Source organism: Paenibacillus sp. 19GGS1-52, from assembly GCF_022369515.1.
In the GTDB taxonomy this organism is placed as follows: domain Bacteria; phylum Bacillota; class Bacilli; order Paenibacillales; family Paenibacillaceae; genus Paenibacillus_AQ.
Genome location: NZ_CP059724.1, coordinates 5,358,836 through 5,376,499 on the forward strand (window position 1 = coordinate 5,358,836; position 17,664 = coordinate 5,376,499).

Genomic DNA, 17,664 nt, shown 5'->3' on the forward strand with positions numbered 1-17,664 from the left:
AAAACATGCGAAAAGTTTCTTCCGCATGTTTAAGGTTACATATGTAAAATGCCTCGTTCTAAGGCAACAGCCACTGCCTGCGATCTCGAGTCAACTCCTAGTTTGTTGTAAATATTCGTTAAATGAGCTTTTACCGTACGTTCGGAGATTCCCATATCAAAGGCGATTTCTTTACTTCGGAAACCTCGTGCAACGGACTGCAGGATAAAAAGTTCCTTTTCGGTCAAGAGGGATACTTCTGCTCTTGTAGCAGTAGGTGCCTTCTGCTGCTCTCGGGCGGCAAACACCTTCTCCAGCATATCCGCCTGAAGCAGAGTCTCTCCTCTCACTGCCGATTCGATGTTCCGGAACAAATCCTCCCGGTTGGTATCCTTCAACAAGTAGCCCTTAGCTCCTAGAGACAGCCCTTCAATCATTAAATCGTCTTCGTTGTAGGTCGTCAAAATGATGACTGGGATGGGGCAGTTTTTGCTTTTCAAAATCTTCATGGCTTCTAGTCCGCTCATAACCGGCATATTTAAGTCCATTAAGATTACATCAGGGCTTACTTCATCGATAAGATCTATGGCCTCCTGCCCGTTCCCCGCTTCCCCAACAATTTGAAACTGCTCGTTAGTTTCCATGATTAGCTTTAAGCCTTCCCGGACAACAAAGTGATCGTCTGCGATCAGAATTTTATACCGTTTCATATAGAGTCTCCCTCGACGAATGATGCCTCAATTGTAATTCTCGTGCCTGCCGAGTTGCTATGCACCTTTATTTTCCCGCCTATCAGCCGTACTCGTTCCTGGAGACCCAACAGACCATAATGTCCGGCTTCCTTACCAATGGCGTTCGGGTTAAACCCCACCCCATTGTCTTTGATCTCCATAAATAACTGACTATTTTGGTCGGACAAGGTAAGCCACACCTTTTCAGCCTGGGCATGCCGGGCAATATTGGTGAGACACTCCTTAACCATATGCAGACTGTGTTCCATTAACTTCCTGGACAAGCGTTTATTGAGTTTGAAGTGTGTAGATACGACTATACCAGTAGCGTCTGTAAAATGCTGCACTTCATTTTCAACAGCTTCCCTGAAATCAATTTCTGATGCCGATTTCACCCGAAGATTATCGATAGCAAGGCGTGCTTCTGCCAGAGTCCTGCGCGCCTGTTTCATAGACAGCTTGATGATTTCCTGGGTCCGCTCCGTATGGCCTTGGGCCATGTGCGCATCCGCAGCTTCGAGCTGCATAATTAATCCAGCTACACCTTGTGCCAGAGTGTCATGCAGATCGCGAGCCATACGCTGACGTTCATTGGAGAGTGTCAACTCCTCCACCTTCTGGTGAGCCTCCTGAAGATCACGCCAATAATTCTGAATCCTGAGGCGTTCGTTAACCTGCTGATAGAACAATAGAGCATAAGCTAAGACGATAATCAACATCAACGTAAATATAGGGAGTAAGAGAATGAGCTCATCCGTATCGCCTAAGGTAAGAGCAGCATCAAAAAATATAACAATACTCATCAGGGCTACGAAAACGACTTTTTTCATTTGATATGAAAACCCCAGGCATTGTGCAATCAAGACCGGAAGCAGTCCAATTAGAACGGCTTGGTAACCGTTTGGCATGAGGATCGCGCACAAATAAATTAAGACTCCCTGCAGAATAAAGTAAAACCATGATTGTTTACTGGTAATTTGGTAGGAGTTCCAGTGCAATAAGACATGAACCGTGAACAGCACCGTAAATACTAAACTGGATAAAAGTAAAGGATTCTGTAAGAACTGCACAAGTATAGTCGATACATAAACTACCGACACCCAGATCAATACCGGCAGTCTGGATGCGAACAATTCATTAATGAATATTAACCCATCTTTTTTTTCTTTCACTTGGCTGCCCCCCCTCATCTTCCATTATAAAGATTACTCCTCTGCTTGGGTGTACTTTCGTACATGTACCTTCGTACATGTCCAGGTGTATTCAGCGAACCTTCAGCTAATAATTCAGGTTCAGTTAAGCTATGCCGCCTAAACTAAACTTATAAATAAGATCCCTACTGAATAAGAAAGGCGGTTCCCATACCTATGCCAAAAAAATACTCAACCAAACGAAAAATAGTTATCGTCGTGGCGCTCTGCTGTTTACTCATCGGCGGCATCTTATATCAACTCGCCGATCGTTATTTGATCGAACATGTCGAAGTCGTTGTAGCCGCCGATACCGTGTCCAGCGCTGCGAAAACAATTAACGATTCGAGCGCATCGAGCTCTAACTCATCCGAAGTCGTATCTGACGATTGGAACTACAGCAGTGATGACACGACCATCTCCATTAAAAAAGTCATCACCGGCTCTGGCAGCGATCAAATCACGTACTATGTCGCTGATGTGCAGGTTTCGGACGCCTCGCTTATCCAATCGGCTTTCGCCGATAATTCTTTTGGTCGCAACATCACCGAAGATACTTCGGACATCGCCGCCGACCATAAAGCCGTCTTCGCAATCAATGGAGACTACTATGGTTTCCGAAGCGACGGAGTCATTATTCGCAACGGTATCTTGTACCGCAATGAACCAGCCCGGGAGGCAGTAGCCCTCTATGCAGATGGCACTATGGCCGCCTACGACGAAGAAGAGGTGTCCGCCGAGACCCTGTTAGCGAACGGAGTCCTCCAGACGCTGTCATTCGGCCCGGCACTCATCCAGAACGGTAAGCTCGTTCAGGATCTGGACAATGTCAAAATCGACACAAATTTCGGCAATCGCTCTATCTCTAGCTCTAACCCGCGTACAGGCATCGGTATGATCTCGCCCAACCACTACGTGTTCGTCGTCGTCGATGGCAGATCAGACGAAAGCCGTGGCATGACGCTCGATGAGTTTGCTCAGGTGTTCGATGATCTCGGTGCCACGGAGGCGTATAACCTAGACGGCGGCGGTTCGTCCACGATGTATTTTATGGGCCGTGTTGTGAATAATCCGCAAGGCAAACAAGAGGAACGTGGCGTAAGCGACATCCTCTATCTCGGGGAGGGATAAGCCATGACCGTATTAATACCATCCTATGAACCTGATCATCGCTTGATTGAGCTTATCAAGAGCCTTCGGGCCATGACTGAAGCACCGATCATCGTTGTGGACGACGGAAGCGGAGAACGGTTTCGCAACATCTTCGATTCTGTCAAAGCCGCCGGCTGCACCGTACTGACCCATGTCGTCAACCGAGGCAAGGGAAGGGCACTTAAGACCGGATTTCAATATATTATAGACAACGACCCCACAACCGCTGTCGTCTGTGCGGATAGCGATGGACAACATTCGCCTAAGGACATCGTCGCTGTCGGTCATGCAAGCGAATCCACCGAAGCCAAGATGGTGCTTGGCAGCCGCTTGTTCACCGGCAAGGTGCCGCTGCGCAGCCGCTTAGGCAACCGACTCACCAGCAAAGTGTACGATTCGGCAACTGGCATCTACATCGGAGATACGCAAACTGGCCTTCGCGGGTATCCGAGAAGCATGCTCAACTGGCTTTGCCAAGTTCCTGGGGAACGATTCGAATACGAGATGAACCTCCTGCTAGAGGCTCCCTCTCAAGGCTATGGCATTCAGGAGATGCCCATCGATACGATTTATTTGAACGATAATCATTCCTCCCATTTTCGTCCCATTGCCGATTCCTTAAAGATATATATGCCCATTTTAAAATTCAGCGCCTCTTCCGTCATCTCAGGTATTCTTGATTTTGTTCTTCTCTTGCTGCTTCAGTCCGCGACCTCGAATCTTTTATTATCAGTCATCGGTGCCAGAGCCGGGAGCTCAGCCGCAAATTATGCCATGAATCGGCGACTTGTCTTCGCCAGTCAGAAAAAGACGTCGTTTCGAAAGTCCATGACCCGCTATTATTCACTTGCAGTCTTCATTCTAGGTCTGAATTATGCATGTTTGTCGCTACTGCACACCTTGCTGGGTGTTCCCCTGATTCCAGCAAAGCTCGCTACCGAATGTCTTTTATTTCTATTTAGTTATTGGGCTCAGCGGAGGTTTGTCTATTAGAAAGTAACTAGCAAAAAGGATATTCCTCAGCCGTTAACAGGCTTTGGAATATCCTTTACGCATTTTCATTTTCATTTTTATATTGAGATCGAAGCAACGCAATTTGCCGGGCAAGAAAAAGCGGTGTATACGGCATGTCCTTACGAAGCCAGGCAATAATCGTACCAATCAAGGCTGAGGAGCCGTACCATATGGTAATGTCCTTTTGTATATTTTCTGTTGAAATGTTAGAGTCGCTTTCCCCTCTCTCCAGCCGTGCAGAAATCATTTCCGTAATCACACTTAGCAGACGATCCCTAAAGACTGTACTTTGTTTCGATGTGAGAATAACCTTGTAAAATTTCGCATGGTCCTGAATATGTTCTAGCATTTTAACTAGCATTTTCCAATATTCTTCATCTGTTGAATTTAGATTTAGCGGATTTCTATTCATTACCTGTCGTATGTCCTGAACCATCTCATCCGCCATCTTTTCCAGCATATCGGGAATATCTCGATAATGCAGATAAAAAGTTACACGGTTGATGGTGGCGCGTTCCGCCAGTCGGTTTACTGAAATTTTCTCGATATCCATTTCCTGAAGCAATTCAATAACGGCATCTTTAATCAATTGACGCGTGCGTAGTATCCGAGGATCCGTGTGAGGTGTCGTATTATTCATCCGATTCTCTCCATTCTTCTATTTTTTATAATAAATAACAATTCATGAATTTTCTTTTCTTTTTCAGAAAAACAGCACTTGATAACAAAAAAATTTCACATATTATCTAATTTATACATTGTAAATTATACAACAGAGTATGTATTAAGTCGATGCGGTATCGCAGTTACCCTTGTGATGTGCGCAGACATGATGCTGCTTCCCTGTACTTTCAGAATGCTCGTGGGTATAACGCATTGGAGTCTGGCTTGCTGATGCCCGTCACTGGTAAGCTGTTCGATAAGTATGGAACGAAATGGCTTGCCCGTATTGACCATCCGATGTGAAGCTGAAGAAGCTAATCACAGAAGAAGCCTAAGAACAGTAAAAGAAAAGCACCATTAACTAACTAAACAAAGCCAACTTACCTTAATCAGAAGGTAAGTTGGCTTTTCTTATATTACTTTCACTTGATTTACCAGGATACTGAATTGACTACCATTGATTGTCAAGGTTGCATCGTAATAACCACGACCGCTTGGGGTGCATTTATAATCCCCTGAACATCCGCATACAAAAAACTTTGTCTTTGCATAACCTGGATAAATATTAGTGAGTTTTCGATAAAATTTATGTCCATGATGAGTAAAAATAGCCAAAACTCTATCTCTGACTTTTGGAGGAATAGCCTTGAAGAACTTAGTGGTTTCCGTTTGATCTAGAACGTGGCTGGAATCTACCGTTATCCCAGCTACCTTCAAGGGCCAATGAAAATCAATAATATAATAATGTTGATCATCTAAATTTCCCAACAATTTTATACTGCTTGGACTAAACTCCCCAAGTGCACAATCTAACCAAACATACTTCACCCTACCCTGTGTTCCCGGGAAATTCATTTGGCCAGTAACAGGCCCTAAATATTGGGTGAATAAAGGTCGAGTGGATGCTTCCCAATTTCCTATCGATGCTTTATAAGGTATGCTTCCTAAAGTTTTTGTAACCGTATCTTTGAAGTCTTTGTAGTACGCATCGGCATGATTTCCATGATCAGCTCCCGCCTGTGCATTATCACCCCCAAAAATAATAAACCTTTTATTCTTGCTACTCACTACTTTTGGCAATAGATTCTTAAAAATGCTCGAACTATTCCCATATCCCACATGGCTATCGCCTACAACTGCGAAGTGAATAACCTGAGCCTTTAGCAGTGGATTCAATGTGCGTGGTTTCAATGTGCGTTGTGGTTTCATCGTGAACCCCCTTTTATGTTTTTTTAAATACATGTAGTATTTATATTCCAATAAAGGTTAACGGGTCTTAGACAAATAGCTGTGTTAGGAACATATAGATTAACCACAACACTCTAAAACGTGCTAAAAGTCAAAGCCACCCCAAACTTTGGAGTGGCTGCTTTGAGTGGATTCCATTTCATTTGTGACAAGGCTTAGTACCGCTGTTCCGCAAGTGCTCTTTGAATTGTTTTATGGAGTCTTTCTTGTATAACAGGCTTTACGATGTAGTCATAGGCATGTACATCAAATGCATCCGACGCATATTCTTTATAGGATGTCACAAATACAATCCTCATTTGCCTTCCGCTTGCTCTTAATCGTTCAGCAAACTCAAGGCCATTCTCTCTGGGCATACCAATGTCCAAAAATAGCAAATCCACATCATGATTCAGCAAATACGAAAAAGCAGCCGTGGTCTCCTGGAAGCTTCCGACGATTTCGATCTCATTTACCTTAGCGAGCATTCGGTCCATGATTACGTGCATAGCCTTCTCGTCATCAATAATAACGACCTTCAACCTACACGCCTCCTCTCGTACCCGATGATAAGCTAAGTATAACCTACGCCAATGATAGCAAAATGACAGAAAATTCTCCTCATTTTTATCATAGGCTTCAATTGTCGCAATAGCATCTATACGGAACGCTTACTGTGTAATCCTATTGATCCGCCGTAGTCCAAAATAACGCCCATTTCTCGCATAAAAGAAAGGCATGTAGTAGAATAATATCTGAGCTGTACAATATAAGTAGAAGTAAGAGGTGTTCACAATGGCTATTAGTTTCACTAAATCTGTCTTAAGCCGGTTAAATCAAGAAATCGCTGAACTTGAAGCCAGAATGTTAGAACAAAAGAAAAAAACAGACAAAGCTCTTCTTAAAATTCGCCAAATAGAGAAAGACTGTAAATTAAGCTCTTCCCCCAGTGATTTAAGCAGTAAAATGAGTCGTATCAGCAAATTAAAAGAAGACATTAAAAAGTTCAACCAGCATCAACTTGAGTTATCCAAAGAATTGGACAAAAAGAAGTTTACTCTTTCTCAGTTGCCGCCAACGGAATAACCGGGAACAGTAAATATCTAAAAGTTATCGAACCCTAAAGCAGCAGGCCAATTGGCATGCTGCTTAGTTCATTTTCACCGCTTCGCCTTATAAAACTTATGCACCCATCGAATAAGCCTGAAAATAACACCGATATATTAAATTAATTCGGACTCTTGCAAAAGCCTTTGCACGATGGTTGCGGCCTCCACCTTTAAAATATACGCTTTGGGCGCAAGCTTACTCCAATACCCGTTATTCCCATTGCTTTCGCAACAATGGCATGTGCCTCAAACTCAGTAAATGACTTTACGTCTGCTGGTAATTCACAGCTACGATCAGGCAAGCCTCGCACAGATATATATAATAAATCCCCTCGCTGAACTCAACCTGCTCCATGTCTATTTGTGCGATAAACTTCATTGTCACTGAACAGCAGGGGCAGACAGGATATTCCGCATCCTGAATCCAGGCCGGATGTCCCCCAATCTGCGTCGCAGGCGCCTCAAGCGTCCAAAACGCATGTTCATAGGTACCCATCTGCTGTTCCGATAGTTGCATGGCACGCCATGATAATTCTTCTATGTCCTTATTTTCAGGCAAAAAATCGGGAACGACATTATATTCACTCCACGAGTACCCGCCATCCAGATCCACTTTCATAAACACCGTGCCATAACAATTACAGTGCATGCAAGCTGCAATCCTTAACCGTTGGCCGGAAAGCTTCATATATTGAATCAGCGGATGCTGCAAATTGTAATCAAACAGCACTGTCAATTTGCTACCGCACCAAGGGCAGGAATACTCACTCGACTGCAGTACAACTACCGCTGAATGAGCCCGATTCATTCCACTTTCCCCTTCTGCGCATACTTTAAGAGGATAACTCTCTGGGTAATAAAGCAGCTTCTTCCTTCCGCCCGTATCTAACTCCCATCCTGCTTCGTGGGAATAGGATTCCGGAGACGTATTTAACTCCGATGCCCATTGAGGCGGATGCTGTCGCCATGTCTCGAACTGTCGAACAACCTCTTCATCGCCAATCCAGGCCAATGCAAGCAGCAAGTGATTACGGTTTGCTGAATTATACTCCAACTGATGAATGAGCTTATCGCGGATATCCTGACTCGCTTCCTTATAGAGAATACCGGGATAATACTTCCCTTTACGAAAAAAAACCTCCAGCCCCCGCTCGATGCGTGCACTTGAAAAACAAGCAAGCGACAGTAGAATGGTTTCAGCTTGGCCAAAATCATCTTCTTCCATCAATGCAATCGCGTAGGTCTCCAATCGCTCCCGATCACTTTCATTCAACTGATGATACAACTCTTGCGCGGTTTTCTGGTAGGTTATTTCGTGTTCGAGCGGGTTGTATTTCCGCGGTTTATGCATGATCTTAAGAATTTCAACTGGATCATTTACACCCGCATACAGATCAACATCTTTCCGATTTTGTTCAATATATGCCTTCTCCTCCAGCGCAAGTTTCTTCTGATGACATGGCATGCAGATTCCACCCGTTTTTAAAGCAGTGGCAGGAAGAATACTTGCCTTGCAGCCTAAGGTTTGGCAGGGCAGACGCTCGCTCATCGTACCTCTCCTATTCTGTAAAATTATTTTCAACTGGTCGGCTGCTGATTCTTCATCTCCGAGCTATCGCCCCGGAATGGACTTAAGCTGATGTCACCTCTCAACATCTTACATGCTTGCGTTTAAAACCAACCCGCCCTTTGTCGACTGCCTTTTGAATATTTTCATAAGCATGAAGAAATTTGCTTTTCCCCTTATCCTCATTGATTTCTACCGGGCCTAGCGTCCTTGCGGTCTCACACGCCTTATCATGAAGAGGCCGATAGGATACCGCAACTGTGTATAAAAAGTTGTTCATTGCGTATTTGGTCCGTTCTGGAGCAAATGAAATCGTATTTTTTACGATCTCAAGCATACCGGCAATTTTACTTTCAGCAAATTCTTCATCTGGCCGGCTGCCAAGCAGCCAGCAGTAACAACTCCAACCCGCTGACATCCTCAGCTCTTCACCGCTTGCGATCCATTTATCGGCAACTTCTTGGGCAATATCCGCTTCTGCCAAGGTTACTGCAACTACATAATCGGACAGCATAAAAAAATAAGCCGCATCCATCCATCTTTCATAATCCGCTTCCGTCATGGCATTGGGGTCGGCAATGATGCCGGCGAAATACATAGCGTCGTAGTTCCCTGTCGCGTAAAGCTGCTCAGCCAGTGGCTGATTTATTTTGGTTTTCTTGAAGATAGGCTTCATTGCGCCAGTAGCCACGCCAAAAAGCGGTTCCTGCGCGCCATTTGAGCTGTATATTTTCTTGGTTCGTTCCTTGCCGAGTGCTTCAAGCTCCTGCATAACCATCTCTACATTCATTATTTAACACTCCCTTTTTCAAAGTACTCTTCTCAAGTTATCTTAGGTAGTACTGAATAAAGAAAGTGTACTGTATGGGATTCCCTGTCGCAAGCTGAGTGTCCCTTCGGACTGCCTGAATTCTATAAATAGCATAACAATAAATTGGTGACATCAGTAATATTGTCAGAAACAATAGGCAACGCAAATAGAAATCCTCGTCAAGAGATTATAAATGTATTAAAAATTCCATTTTAGGGATTCTCATGCATAACCGGAATTCCGGAAGAATGTAGCTTCGAATACTCTGAGTGATCCTATCTTTTTCCCAAAGCCTCAAGAATTCGATACCCATCAGATGAGCGACCAGCATAAGGACCTGCTGAATATACCGTCGGAACTAATGTTACGCAAAGGTTGATGAAGTTGAACACAGCGGCTGCAAAAACTAAATTTCCGAAGAATGGTCTCAATTGAAAAGAGAGATACACAACTAGCATTGCAACAGCCAAGAAAAGTGAAACGAGTGGTCCTCCCAGTGAGATGCCAATAATTTGATTTCTTAAAAGAATTTCTCCATCATCTTTAGTAGACATACTACCGAACAATCCCCATGTTAAGTGAATTTTCAAGCGTCCTAGGCTCAATATTTCTCTTTTGCTTTGTTTATCAGAACCCATATAAACAAGCACAACCTTCTTGGTTAAACATAAGGCAGCGAAGGCATGGCCCATCTCATGAAGAAACACAGATATAGGCACCACAATTATATAGAAAACAAGCATATTTATAATGGAAAACACTGCTACCACATCTCCATGAGAACGAATTATCCCCCTGTCATTTCTACATTTAAAGGGTATGTCTTTTAAATTCTATGATTTGGAAACAAATTCCTTTAATTCAATCCATTTAGTAACGTTAATTTTAATTAGAGACCAGAATTAATCAATTAGAATTTTGTTGTCATGCCTTTTTTATAAACTTCAGATAAGACTTGGCCTAAAAAAATCATTAAGGCATTATATTATGTTCTGTCACTTGACTGTTAGGGCAGCATCGAAGATAATTACAACCTTACTAAAAACTGTATCAGGCAGATTTTGAAAAGGGGCGGTCGTCATTAGCTGGTTAAGTGATCTCTATAAATTACAGCAGCGGGAGCTAAAAAAGGACATCGAGCCCTCTTTAGTCAATGCCATCTTCCGCGGTTATGATAGATTTCCGAGGATTGGTCTTAAAGAGCGGCTCGGCCAGCAGGATATGTCTCTGGATATCGCTGAGGCTTATATCCATGGCCGTAACGCGATGATTGAAGCTGGAGTTGGCATCGGCAAGTCCTTTGCCTACCTCATTCCCAGCCTAATTATTAACCAGATCTCACAGCGGCCGGTCATTATTGCAACATCCTCCATCCAACTTTCAGAACAGATACATAAAGATCTGAGATTCATCGGAAGCCGGCTCGGATTTACAACCGTTCGCACCGTAGTCGGAAAAGGCATGGGGCAGTATGCTTGCCGGTATAGGGCAGCCGAACTGCTCAAGCCTGAGGATTCAAGCTCCGCTCTGTCCACGCTTGTCGAGCGTATTTTGAATTACGAGATTGATGAAAGAGCCGATATTAAGGGCGGAATTAGTGATGCTGTGTGGTCCAATGTTTGTGTGAATGATTGTAAATTCGAGCAATGCCACTATAAAAGCACATGTACGTTCTACGAGATGAGAGCGAAAATGAATGCCAACGCCAGTGACATGGACTTCATCATCGTAAACCAGGACCTGCTCATCCGTGATCTGATTAAGAAAAAAGAAGGAACAAAAGGGTTAATTACGGAATTGCCGTCTCTGATCGTAATTGATGAAGCGCATAATCTGGAAGCAAAGGTTAGAGATGCAAGAACGCTCGAATTCACTTCCCGGGGAACCTGCCGTATTCTGGATGACGCCTTACAGATTCTCTTCAAGCAATCCGCAGATAAGGATCTTATTCCGCAATTCAAATTATTAAAAAGATGCATCGGCCATATTTTCAAACAGGTAGAGGCGGATTTGCTGTATACAGCCAAGCAGGACAATGACCGGATAAAAGTATCGGAGATCACAGGAGTTCCGTTAACACGGGGAGCGTTGTACTTGAAAGAGTTCAGTCTCAGCCTCTCCGTCTTAACTTCCCGGCGTGAGCGGGAGATCGACAATTCTTTTGAAGCGATAAACGGACTAATAGTCCTCTTTGATGTGCTTGCCGGAGTGGAGGACAGCTATCTGATCTGGGCAAGCACTACCCAGGGGGAGAGCACCGTTAGTATCTGTCCCAAAGGCATAAGTCAGTTTCTGAAATACACCTTATTTAACGGAAAGACATCTGTTATCTTAACGTCAGCAACCCTATGCCAAGGCGGAGAAACACTGGAGGAACAATACGCTTATCTGACGCACTCCCTTGGTTACAGGGGAGATTATATGGAACGTCAGGCTTCACCGTTTGATTATGACAACCACACCATGCTGTATATTGCCAAGGACATCCCCTACTATAACCATAAGAACCGGGAAGCTTATCTTGAAGCGGCCTACAAGGAAATGCTGAGGCTATGCAATTTAACAGACGGGCGGACACTGGTCCTATTCTCAGCTAAGGAGGATATGAAGTATGTTCATGCGAAGTTAAACTCCGAGAAGCTTGCATGGGCGCTGCATGTTCAAAGAGAAGGCTCGTCCCAAGACGGGGTGATCGCTGAATTCCGGGGCAGTAAAGGCGTCCTTCTGAGTACGGGTGTATTCTGGGAAGGTGTGAATATCGAAGGTTCCGATTTGTCGCAATTAATCATTTTCCGTCTGCCTTTCCCTGTCCCTACCGATCCTGTCTATGAATATAAGGCATCTTTGGCAGAGAATCCCTTGAAAGAGGTTTTTGTACCGGACATGCTGCTTCGGTTAAGACAAGGAACCGGGCGTCTGATCCGCAGTGAAACGGACCTTGGTGTACTCAGCATACTCGATTCCCGTCTGTCCGCTGCAGCCCGCAAGGATTACCGGGATAAGGTACTGGAAGCTTTACCCTTTAAAAAGGTTACCGAGAATTTCAGGGTGCTGGAGAAGTTTGTACATGAAAAAGGGATAAAAGGTAGGGGCAAGTAGAAACAGCCGTGCCGTCCTCAAAGGGACGGTTACAGTTTCTCTTTACCCTCTAATTTCCCTCAATTAGCTTTGCGCGAATTGCTGATGGTGTAGATATTTTTTCAGGCACATTATTAGAAATCCAATTCTTCATTTACTTTTCCCCTAATTGATCTTTTTTCTAAATACAAAAGTGACAACATACATACAGAATAGATAAGACTGAAGGCTGAAATTATAAACCAAACATTCTCAATATCTATCTTATTTATAAAAATCCCCGTCAAATATGGACTTAAGGTGTATCCAAGACATCCTACAAAGAGCAGTAAGCCATTAAATCTACCTTGATGAGTATCAGGTACACGCGAAGCTATATATAGATTAATATTGGTTTGAATTAATATTTCTCCAACGGTCCAAAGAATTGTAGATAGCGCGACTATTATAAAATTAGTAGAATAGTCAAGCAATCCTAATATACCAAAGCCTAGTCCATAGAATATAGCACCTATAGCTATGGAATTTATAGCAGTTATTTTTTTTGTAATTGATAAGATGAAAGTAGTTAATATAATGACACATATAGCATTGATAGTCATAACAGTCCCATAATAGGCTGCTCCATTTTCACCAAAAGAACTATTCATTTGAATAGGGATACTGAATGATGCTTGCATATAAATGAAGTAGTTGAGAAATGATATGATAATGAAATACGCAACCAAAGGCCTTTTCAATATTATTGTTAATAATGATGAGTTATGCTGGGTATTTTGATTGTTCACACTCTCATTTTTATCTTTTACAAATACTTTGTCATCCACTACTTTAACTAAGCTAATGATTATAATCGTTGAGAGTAAAAAGACGATACTAATACTTGCGAATACAATATTTATGTAATTTTTCATAAAAAAACCAGCTGCGAGAGGTCCAACCGCTATGCCTATATTTGCTCCTAAATACATCAAAGAAAATGCAGATTTCCTTTCTTTCTCTCCCGTAGATAGTTTAATTAATAAAGAATTATAGGCGGGACGAGTAACACTAATGGAAAACATAACTATTATTAAAATATAGGCTACTGCTATTGTTCCTGACCAAATAATGCAACTCATTATTAAGATAGACGATAGAAATTGTCCACCAACTATAATTGTTTTTTTACCCATTATGTCACTAAGATATCCCCCTAATAACACACCTGGACCGCTTATCAAGGCTGCTAGTGATACAAATATTCCCGCAGATACTGCACTCATACCTAATTGTAAAGTTAGATATAAAGTAATCAAAGAAAATACAAAGTCTCCAATACTATTAATGGTACGCGCTAAGCAGAGGAAATAAATTTCTTTTGTGAGTCCCGCATAAGTTTTAACTAAATTCAACGAATCCCCTCCTCTGCCTTAACTTGAATATAAAATCGATCATACATATCTAAAAGAGTATTACTTAGATCTTCGAAAGTATCTCCTTCAACAATTGCAAAGCCTGACCTAGTCATAGTATCTTTAACATCTCCTACTTTCTGTCCAACTTGATAGGAAACATTAAAATCAATTAGACCTTTTATATCTTTAAAATCTTGTATTCCAGATATTTTTTCAATGATGCCTGCACGTGTAGGAAAACATATCATACCAGTGTAATTATTATCTGTCTGACATCTGTTAAATTCAAACACGCCTAATTCTAAATCACTGACGGCTGCAAAAAAATCAACTCCATGAGTATTTTTTATACATGGAGGCATTACCTGTGCCCCGCCAATTCTTGCACCAATTTCACCAAATACAACTTCTCCTTCAGGAGTTAGAAATAGTTCTGCATGTGTTACAGAATTATTAATACCTAGAGCAGAAATAACTTCTTTATTCACCTCTTTTATACGATCAATATATTCAATATTAGAACCTTCAGGTATGGTTATGCTTGCAGGTGGCTTATGACTTGTAGCAATTTCTAAGCAATTATACAAATACTGAGATACTGAGGAAAAAACCACGTTCCCCTTTGATACAAGAGAATCACAATGAAACTCTTTTCCATTTATAAACTCCTCAAGCAAATCCTTCTGATGTTCTTTTCTTGTATTCTCCAAGTAAGAATTCAACTCGTTTATACTAGAAATTTTAAAAGTATTAATAGTCCCAAAGCCACTTAATGGTTTTACAATTATAGGAAAACCATTCACCTCAACAAATTCCATATAATCACTAACCGACAAAGCGATTGCAGTAACAGATGTTCTAATACCTCGTTGATGCAGCATTTGTTTCATAATCCATTTATTTCGCACAGCTTCCGCTTGATTTCTTTGTAAACCTGGAATACCAAAAGTTGAGCGAATTTCTCCTCCTATTTCAATAGCATTTTCACCTGGAGTTAATAGAGCCACAATTTTATGATCCATTCTAATTTGTGCAATATGTTCTTTAATACTGTCTAGAGATTCTAAATAATCTATATATCTTATTTCATCAAAAAACTCACTGAGCACATGTTCATTTTGAAGATTATTTCGTTCAATAATCAGTATTTTTTTGTAATCAACAAATTTCTTTAATGGTTTAATAAAATTCAAAACAAACGGCAACCTAAAATCTGATATGTATACTATTGATTTCATAAATCCTCCCCATAAGTATAAAATTGGATAATTATTCATTGTATAACATTATATCTCACGTTTTTTTCGTTTTCAACGATTTGTTTTTTATATTAAATTTTAACTTAGATATATAAAATTTATTATATAAGTAATTATTTGACATTTACTTTATTTGATAATATCATCATTATCATATACATTAATAGGGAGGATATGGAAATTTGGAGACTATAAAAAGTAGATATGCTATTTTAGGTACACTAGGAGACAATGAAGGATTCTTAACATGCAGTATGCATATAGCCAAAAATCTGAATAACGCTGATACTATCGTTCCCTACCCTCTTTTTGAAGAGGCTGCCAAAGATTTAAAATCCGAAAGAATTTCTTGTTTATTAGTTCCCGGTGCATATCCTAAAATTAATAGTTTTATAATGGATTCCGAATTAGAGGTATCTGAAAGTTTTGTTAAGAAAATCCCTGCTTTAGTTCTAAGCGGTTTTGGGGGGAAATGTCCCGAAAATATTGATATTATATTTCATCATCCTGCTACTACATATTTACTATCAGAAATTACAACTAGCTATAAAGAAAATATTGCTGTATCCTCCAATCCTGAAGGTTGCAGAATGGTAATTAAAAACATAAATCGTTCCATAACGATTACCAACCAGCTTTGTGCTGACCATTATGGGCTTACAACTTACAAAGTTCTGCGAAAAGGCATAAACATGCCATGGGTATGTTTTATCAAAAGACTCAAGGAGAGAGAGCTGTAATATGAAGAGAATAGCCATTATCTTAGAAAAAAATCTTGAAATAGGTGCTGCATCAAATGTGGCTGCCTTATTAATGGGGCAGGCATCCCTTAAGGATCCAAATTTATATTCTGAAGTACCTGTTCTTGATAAAAATAACGTGCAACATGCCGGCATCAAATTTAGCACAGTAATTCTAAAAGCTGGGGAGAATCAACTTCTCAATTTAATTAAATTAATATCAGAGGATATACCTAACTTGAATAGTGTTGTGTTTTCACAAACGGGTCAATTCTTAAATAATGCTTATGATCAATATTCTTTAGAGATATCTATAAAAGAAACTGAAGAAACAAAAGTTGTTGGAGTTATTGTTTGGGGAGAAGACGAGTTAGTTCGAGCGACTACTAAGAAGTATAGTGTCCTAAAATAAAATCCGATTATATTGTGAAGAAATCTGTCTACGCTAAAGGGACACCGGTGACAGAAGCTTTGACTCGCTCTCCTGCTCTTGACGTTTTCACGTAGATTTTCAGCCGTCCGCGTAATGGACGATGCGACGTGCCTCTGGCACGTTGAACAGCAAAAAGCAACTCATCCGCAGATAAGTCACTTTTTAATGTTGTATGGCTTGAGATCAACTTCTTTACGATGCGATGTCAAAAAAGAGGATGATCCTTATTCATTCCCCATCGTACTGATATCGATTACAAACCGATAACGGACATCTGAAGCGAGTACACGTTCCCAGGCTTCATCAATCCGGTCGGCAGAAATTACCTCGATCTCAGATGCAATATTGTGTTCAGCGCAGAAATCAAGCATTTCCTGCGTTTCACGGATTCCGCCAATCATTGACCCAGCAAATGAGCGGCGGTGACCGATCAGCGAGAATACGTTAACTGCCAATGGTTCAGCGGGTGCACCGACATTGACTAAGGTACCATCCAGCGCCAGGAGCGAAAGATAGGCATCAATATTAATCTGTGCGCTTACTGTATTTATGATCAAGTCAAATGAACCGGCAAGCTGCTTAAATGTCTCCAGATCGCTAGTCGCATAATAATGGTCCGCACCTAATTGCAAACCGTCTTCCTTCTTCTTCAGTGACTGTGATAGAACAGTAACCTCAGCCCCCATGGCATGAGCGATCTTCACAGCCATGTGTCCAAGTCCTCCAAGACCTACCACAGCTACTTTTTTGCCTGGAGCGGCTCCCCAATGGCGCAGCGGTGAATAGGTTGTGATGCCAGCACACAAAAGTGGTGCAGCGGCGTCAAGCGGAATCGCATCAGGAATTCGGACCACGAAGTTTTCTGTTACAACGATGTGGGTGGAATACCCACCTTGCGTATATTTCCCATATCGGTCGATAGCTCCATAAGTGCCCGTATTTCCATTTAGGCAATACTGCTCCTCGCCTTTATGGCAATTACTGCACTCTCCACAGGAGTCAACCATACAACCTACCCCTACCCGGTCACCAATGGAATACTTTGTGACTTCGGAACCGACCTGGCTAACAATTCCGGCGATCTCATGCCCTGGAACGAGTGGATAGTTGACCGGCCCCCACTCCCCGCGGGCGGTATGAATATCCGAGTGGCAAATCCCAGCGTATTTAATCTCAATAAGAACATCGTGCGGCTGAAGATTACGGCGCTCAATGGTGGTTAGCTTGAACGGACCTTCCTGACTGAATGTAGCGCGTGCATTAACTTTTATCATAGTGTAACCTCTCTTCTAGTAATATTAATATCTGTAGTAC

General features: G+C 41.8%; 18 protein-coding genes. 7 read left to right on the plus strand and 11 right to left on the minus strand.

The genetic code is table 11. From position 1 onward, the window contains the following. Positions 1–35: 35 nt before the first annotated feature. Together H1230_RS24770 and H1230_RS24775 are read right to left on the minus strand one after the other, a co-directional pair. Complete coding sequence (locus H1230_RS24770) at positions 36–689, minus strand: response regulator (protein WP_239712505.1); 654 nt, start codon at positions 687–689, stop codon at positions 36–38. Next, positions 686–1,882: a sensor histidine kinase gene (locus H1230_RS24775; protein ID WP_239712506.1), complete on the minus strand. Its 1,197-nt coding sequence runs from the start codon at positions 1,880–1,882 to the stop codon at positions 686–688. The genes H1230_RS24770 and H1230_RS24775 overlap by 4 nt, the downstream gene beginning before the upstream one ends. Positions 1,883–2,077: 195 nt before the next feature. Here H1230_RS24775 and H1230_RS24780 point away from each other — a divergent pair, with 195 nt between their 5' ends. Both H1230_RS24780 and H1230_RS24785 read left to right on the plus strand, forming a co-directional pair. Then, the gene (locus H1230_RS24780) at positions 2,078–3,031 is read left to right on the plus strand and encodes a phosphodiester glycosidase family protein (protein ID WP_239712507.1); all 954 of its coding nucleotides are present in this window, start codon (positions 2,078–2,080) and stop codon (positions 3,029–3,031) included. 3 nt (positions 3,032–3,034) lie between these two features. Further along, the gene (locus H1230_RS24785; protein ID WP_239712508.1) at positions 3,035–4,045 is read left to right on the plus strand and encodes a bifunctional glycosyltransferase family 2/GtrA family protein; all 1,011 of its coding nucleotides are present in this window, start codon (positions 3,035–3,037) and stop codon (positions 4,043–4,045) included. 55 nt (positions 4,046–4,100) lie between these two features. Here H1230_RS24785 and H1230_RS24790 read toward each other — a convergent pair whose 3' ends face one another. Further along, on the minus strand, positions 4,101–4,706 hold the full coding sequence (locus H1230_RS24790; RefSeq protein ID WP_239712509.1) for a TetR/AcrR family transcriptional regulator: 606 nt from the start codon (positions 4,704–4,706) through the stop codon (positions 4,101–4,103). Positions 4,707–4,858: 152 nt separating this feature from the next. Between H1230_RS24790 and H1230_RS24795 the strand changes: the two genes are divergently transcribed. Continuing rightward, positions 4,859–5,032: a hypothetical protein gene (locus H1230_RS24795; RefSeq protein ID WP_239712510.1), complete on the plus strand. Its 174-nt coding sequence runs from the start codon at positions 4,859–4,861 to the stop codon at positions 5,030–5,032. A 108-nt stretch (positions 5,033–5,140) separates the two neighbouring features. Here the strand turns inward: H1230_RS24795 and H1230_RS24800 are convergent, their stop codons facing one another. Beyond that, positions 5,141–5,938 (minus strand): metallophosphoesterase, encoded by a 798-nt coding sequence (locus H1230_RS24800; RefSeq protein WP_239712511.1) that lies wholly within the window; start codon positions 5,936–5,938, stop codon positions 5,141–5,143. 194 nt (positions 5,939–6,132) lie between these two features. Beyond that, positions 6,133–6,498 (minus strand): LytR/AlgR family response regulator transcription factor, encoded by a 366-nt coding sequence (locus tag H1230_RS24805; protein WP_239712512.1) that lies wholly within the window; start codon positions 6,496–6,498, stop codon positions 6,133–6,135. Positions 6,499–6,751: 253 nt separating this feature from the next. On the opposite strand from H1230_RS24805, the gene H1230_RS24810 reads away from it, so the two are divergent. Continuing rightward, the gene (locus tag H1230_RS24810; RefSeq protein WP_239712513.1) at positions 6,752–7,042 is read left to right on the plus strand and encodes a hypothetical protein; all 291 of its coding nucleotides are present in this window, start codon (positions 6,752–6,754) and stop codon (positions 7,040–7,042) included. A 288-nt stretch (positions 7,043–7,330) separates the two neighbouring features. On the opposite strand, the gene H1230_RS24815 is transcribed toward H1230_RS24810, so the two are convergent. From H1230_RS24815 to H1230_RS24825, 3 genes are all read right to left on the minus strand, one after another. Then, positions 7,331–8,614 carry a DUF1963 domain-containing protein gene (locus tag H1230_RS24815; RefSeq protein WP_239712514.1) on the minus strand — a complete coding sequence of 428 codons (1,284 nt, stop codon included), beginning with the start codon at positions 8,612–8,614 and terminating at the stop codon, positions 7,331–7,333. Positions 8,615–8,714: 100 nt separating this feature from the next. Continuing rightward, positions 8,715–9,422 (minus strand): DNA alkylation repair protein, encoded by a 708-nt coding sequence (locus H1230_RS24820; protein WP_239712515.1) that lies wholly within the window; start codon positions 9,420–9,422, stop codon positions 8,715–8,717. A 296-nt stretch (positions 9,423–9,718) separates the two neighbouring features. Next, positions 9,719–10,204: a site-2 protease family protein gene (locus tag H1230_RS24825; protein ID WP_239712516.1), complete on the minus strand. Its 486-nt coding sequence runs from the start codon at positions 10,202–10,204 to the stop codon at positions 9,719–9,721. A gap of 460 nt (positions 10,205–10,664) precedes the next feature. Here H1230_RS24825 and H1230_RS24830 point away from each other — a divergent pair, with 460 nt between their 5' ends. Continuing rightward, positions 10,665–12,542, plus strand: coding sequence for an ATP-dependent DNA helicase (locus H1230_RS24830; RefSeq protein ID WP_239712517.1), 1,878 nt, complete (start codon positions 10,665–10,667; stop codon positions 12,540–12,542). A gap of 113 nt (positions 12,543–12,655) precedes the next feature. Here the strand turns inward: H1230_RS24830 and H1230_RS24835 are convergent, their stop codons facing one another. After that, on the minus strand, positions 12,656–13,915 hold the full coding sequence (locus tag H1230_RS24835) for an MFS transporter (RefSeq protein WP_239712518.1): 1,260 nt from the start codon (positions 13,913–13,915) through the stop codon (positions 12,656–12,658). Next, a complete protein-coding gene (locus H1230_RS24840; RefSeq protein ID WP_239712519.1) occupies positions 13,912–15,156 on the minus strand; it encodes an ATP-grasp domain-containing protein in 1,245 nt (414 codons plus the stop codon). Before H1230_RS24840 ends, H1230_RS24835 begins: the two co-directional genes overlap by 4 nt. Positions 15,157–15,359: 203 nt before the next feature. On the opposite strand from H1230_RS24840, the gene H1230_RS24845 reads away from it, so the two are divergent. Both H1230_RS24845 and H1230_RS24850 read left to right on the plus strand, forming a co-directional pair. Then, the gene (locus H1230_RS24845; RefSeq protein WP_239712520.1) at positions 15,360–15,917 is read left to right on the plus strand and encodes a type 2 periplasmic-binding domain-containing protein; all 558 of its coding nucleotides are present in this window, start codon (positions 15,360–15,362) and stop codon (positions 15,915–15,917) included. Between the two features lies 1 nt (position 15,918). Beyond that, entirely contained in the window at positions 15,919–16,329 is a 411-nt protein-coding gene (locus tag H1230_RS24850) for a DUF2000 family protein (RefSeq protein ID WP_239712521.1), read from the plus strand. Between the two features lie 245 nt (positions 16,330–16,574). Here the strand turns inward: H1230_RS24850 and H1230_RS24855 are convergent, their stop codons facing one another. Then, on the minus strand, positions 16,575–17,624 hold the full coding sequence (locus tag H1230_RS24855) for an NAD(P)-dependent alcohol dehydrogenase (RefSeq protein ID WP_239712522.1): 1,050 nt from the start codon (positions 17,622–17,624) through the stop codon (positions 16,575–16,577). Positions 17,625–17,664 lie beyond the last annotated feature (40 nt).

What these genes read in the sequence shown, in the direction of transcription:
- H1230_RS24850 (WP_239712521.1), top strand. Translation starts at nt 15,919, where the DNA reads ATGAAGAGAATAGCCATTATCTTAGAAAAAAATCTTGAAATAGGTGCT.
- H1230_RS24800 (WP_239712511.1), bottom strand. Translation starts at nt 5,938, where the DNA reads ATGAAACCACAACGCACATTGAAACCACGCACATTGAATCCACTGCTA.
- H1230_RS24810 (WP_239712513.1), top strand. Translation starts at nt 6,752, where the DNA reads ATGGCTATTAGTTTCACTAAATCTGTCTTAAGCCGGTTAAATCAAGAA.
- H1230_RS24815 (WP_239712514.1), bottom strand. Translation starts at nt 8,614, where the DNA reads ATGAGCGAGCGTCTGCCCTGCCAAACCTTAGGCTGCAAGGCAAGTATT.
- H1230_RS24795 (WP_239712510.1), top strand. Translation starts at nt 4,859, where the DNA reads ATGCGGTATCGCAGTTACCCTTGTGATGTGCGCAGACATGATGCTGCT.
- H1230_RS24785 (WP_239712508.1), top strand. Translation starts at nt 3,035, where the DNA reads ATGACCGTATTAATACCATCCTATGAACCTGATCATCGCTTGATTGAG.
- H1230_RS24820 (WP_239712515.1), bottom strand. Translation starts at nt 9,422, where the DNA reads ATGAATGTAGAGATGGTTATGCAGGAGCTTGAAGCACTCGGCAAGGAA.
- H1230_RS24840 (WP_239712519.1), bottom strand. Translation starts at nt 15,156, where the DNA reads ATGAAATCAATAGTATACATATCAGATTTTAGGTTGCCGTTTGTTTTG.
- H1230_RS24770 (WP_239712505.1), bottom strand. Translation starts at nt 689, where the DNA reads ATGAAACGGTATAAAATTCTGATCGCAGACGATCACTTTGTTGTCCGG.
- H1230_RS24855 (WP_239712522.1), bottom strand. Translation starts at nt 17,624, where the DNA reads ATGATAAAAGTTAATGCACGCGCTACATTCAGTCAGGAAGGTCCGTTC.
- H1230_RS24830 (WP_239712517.1), top strand. Translation starts at nt 10,665, where the DNA reads ATGTCTCTGGATATCGCTGAGGCTTATATCCATGGCCGTAACGCGATG.
- H1230_RS24790 (WP_239712509.1), bottom strand. Translation starts at nt 4,706, where the DNA reads ATGAATAATACGACACCTCACACGGATCCTCGGATACTACGCACGCGT.
- H1230_RS24780 (WP_239712507.1), top strand. Translation starts at nt 2,078, where the DNA reads ATGCCAAAAAAATACTCAACCAAACGAAAAATAGTTATCGTCGTGGCG.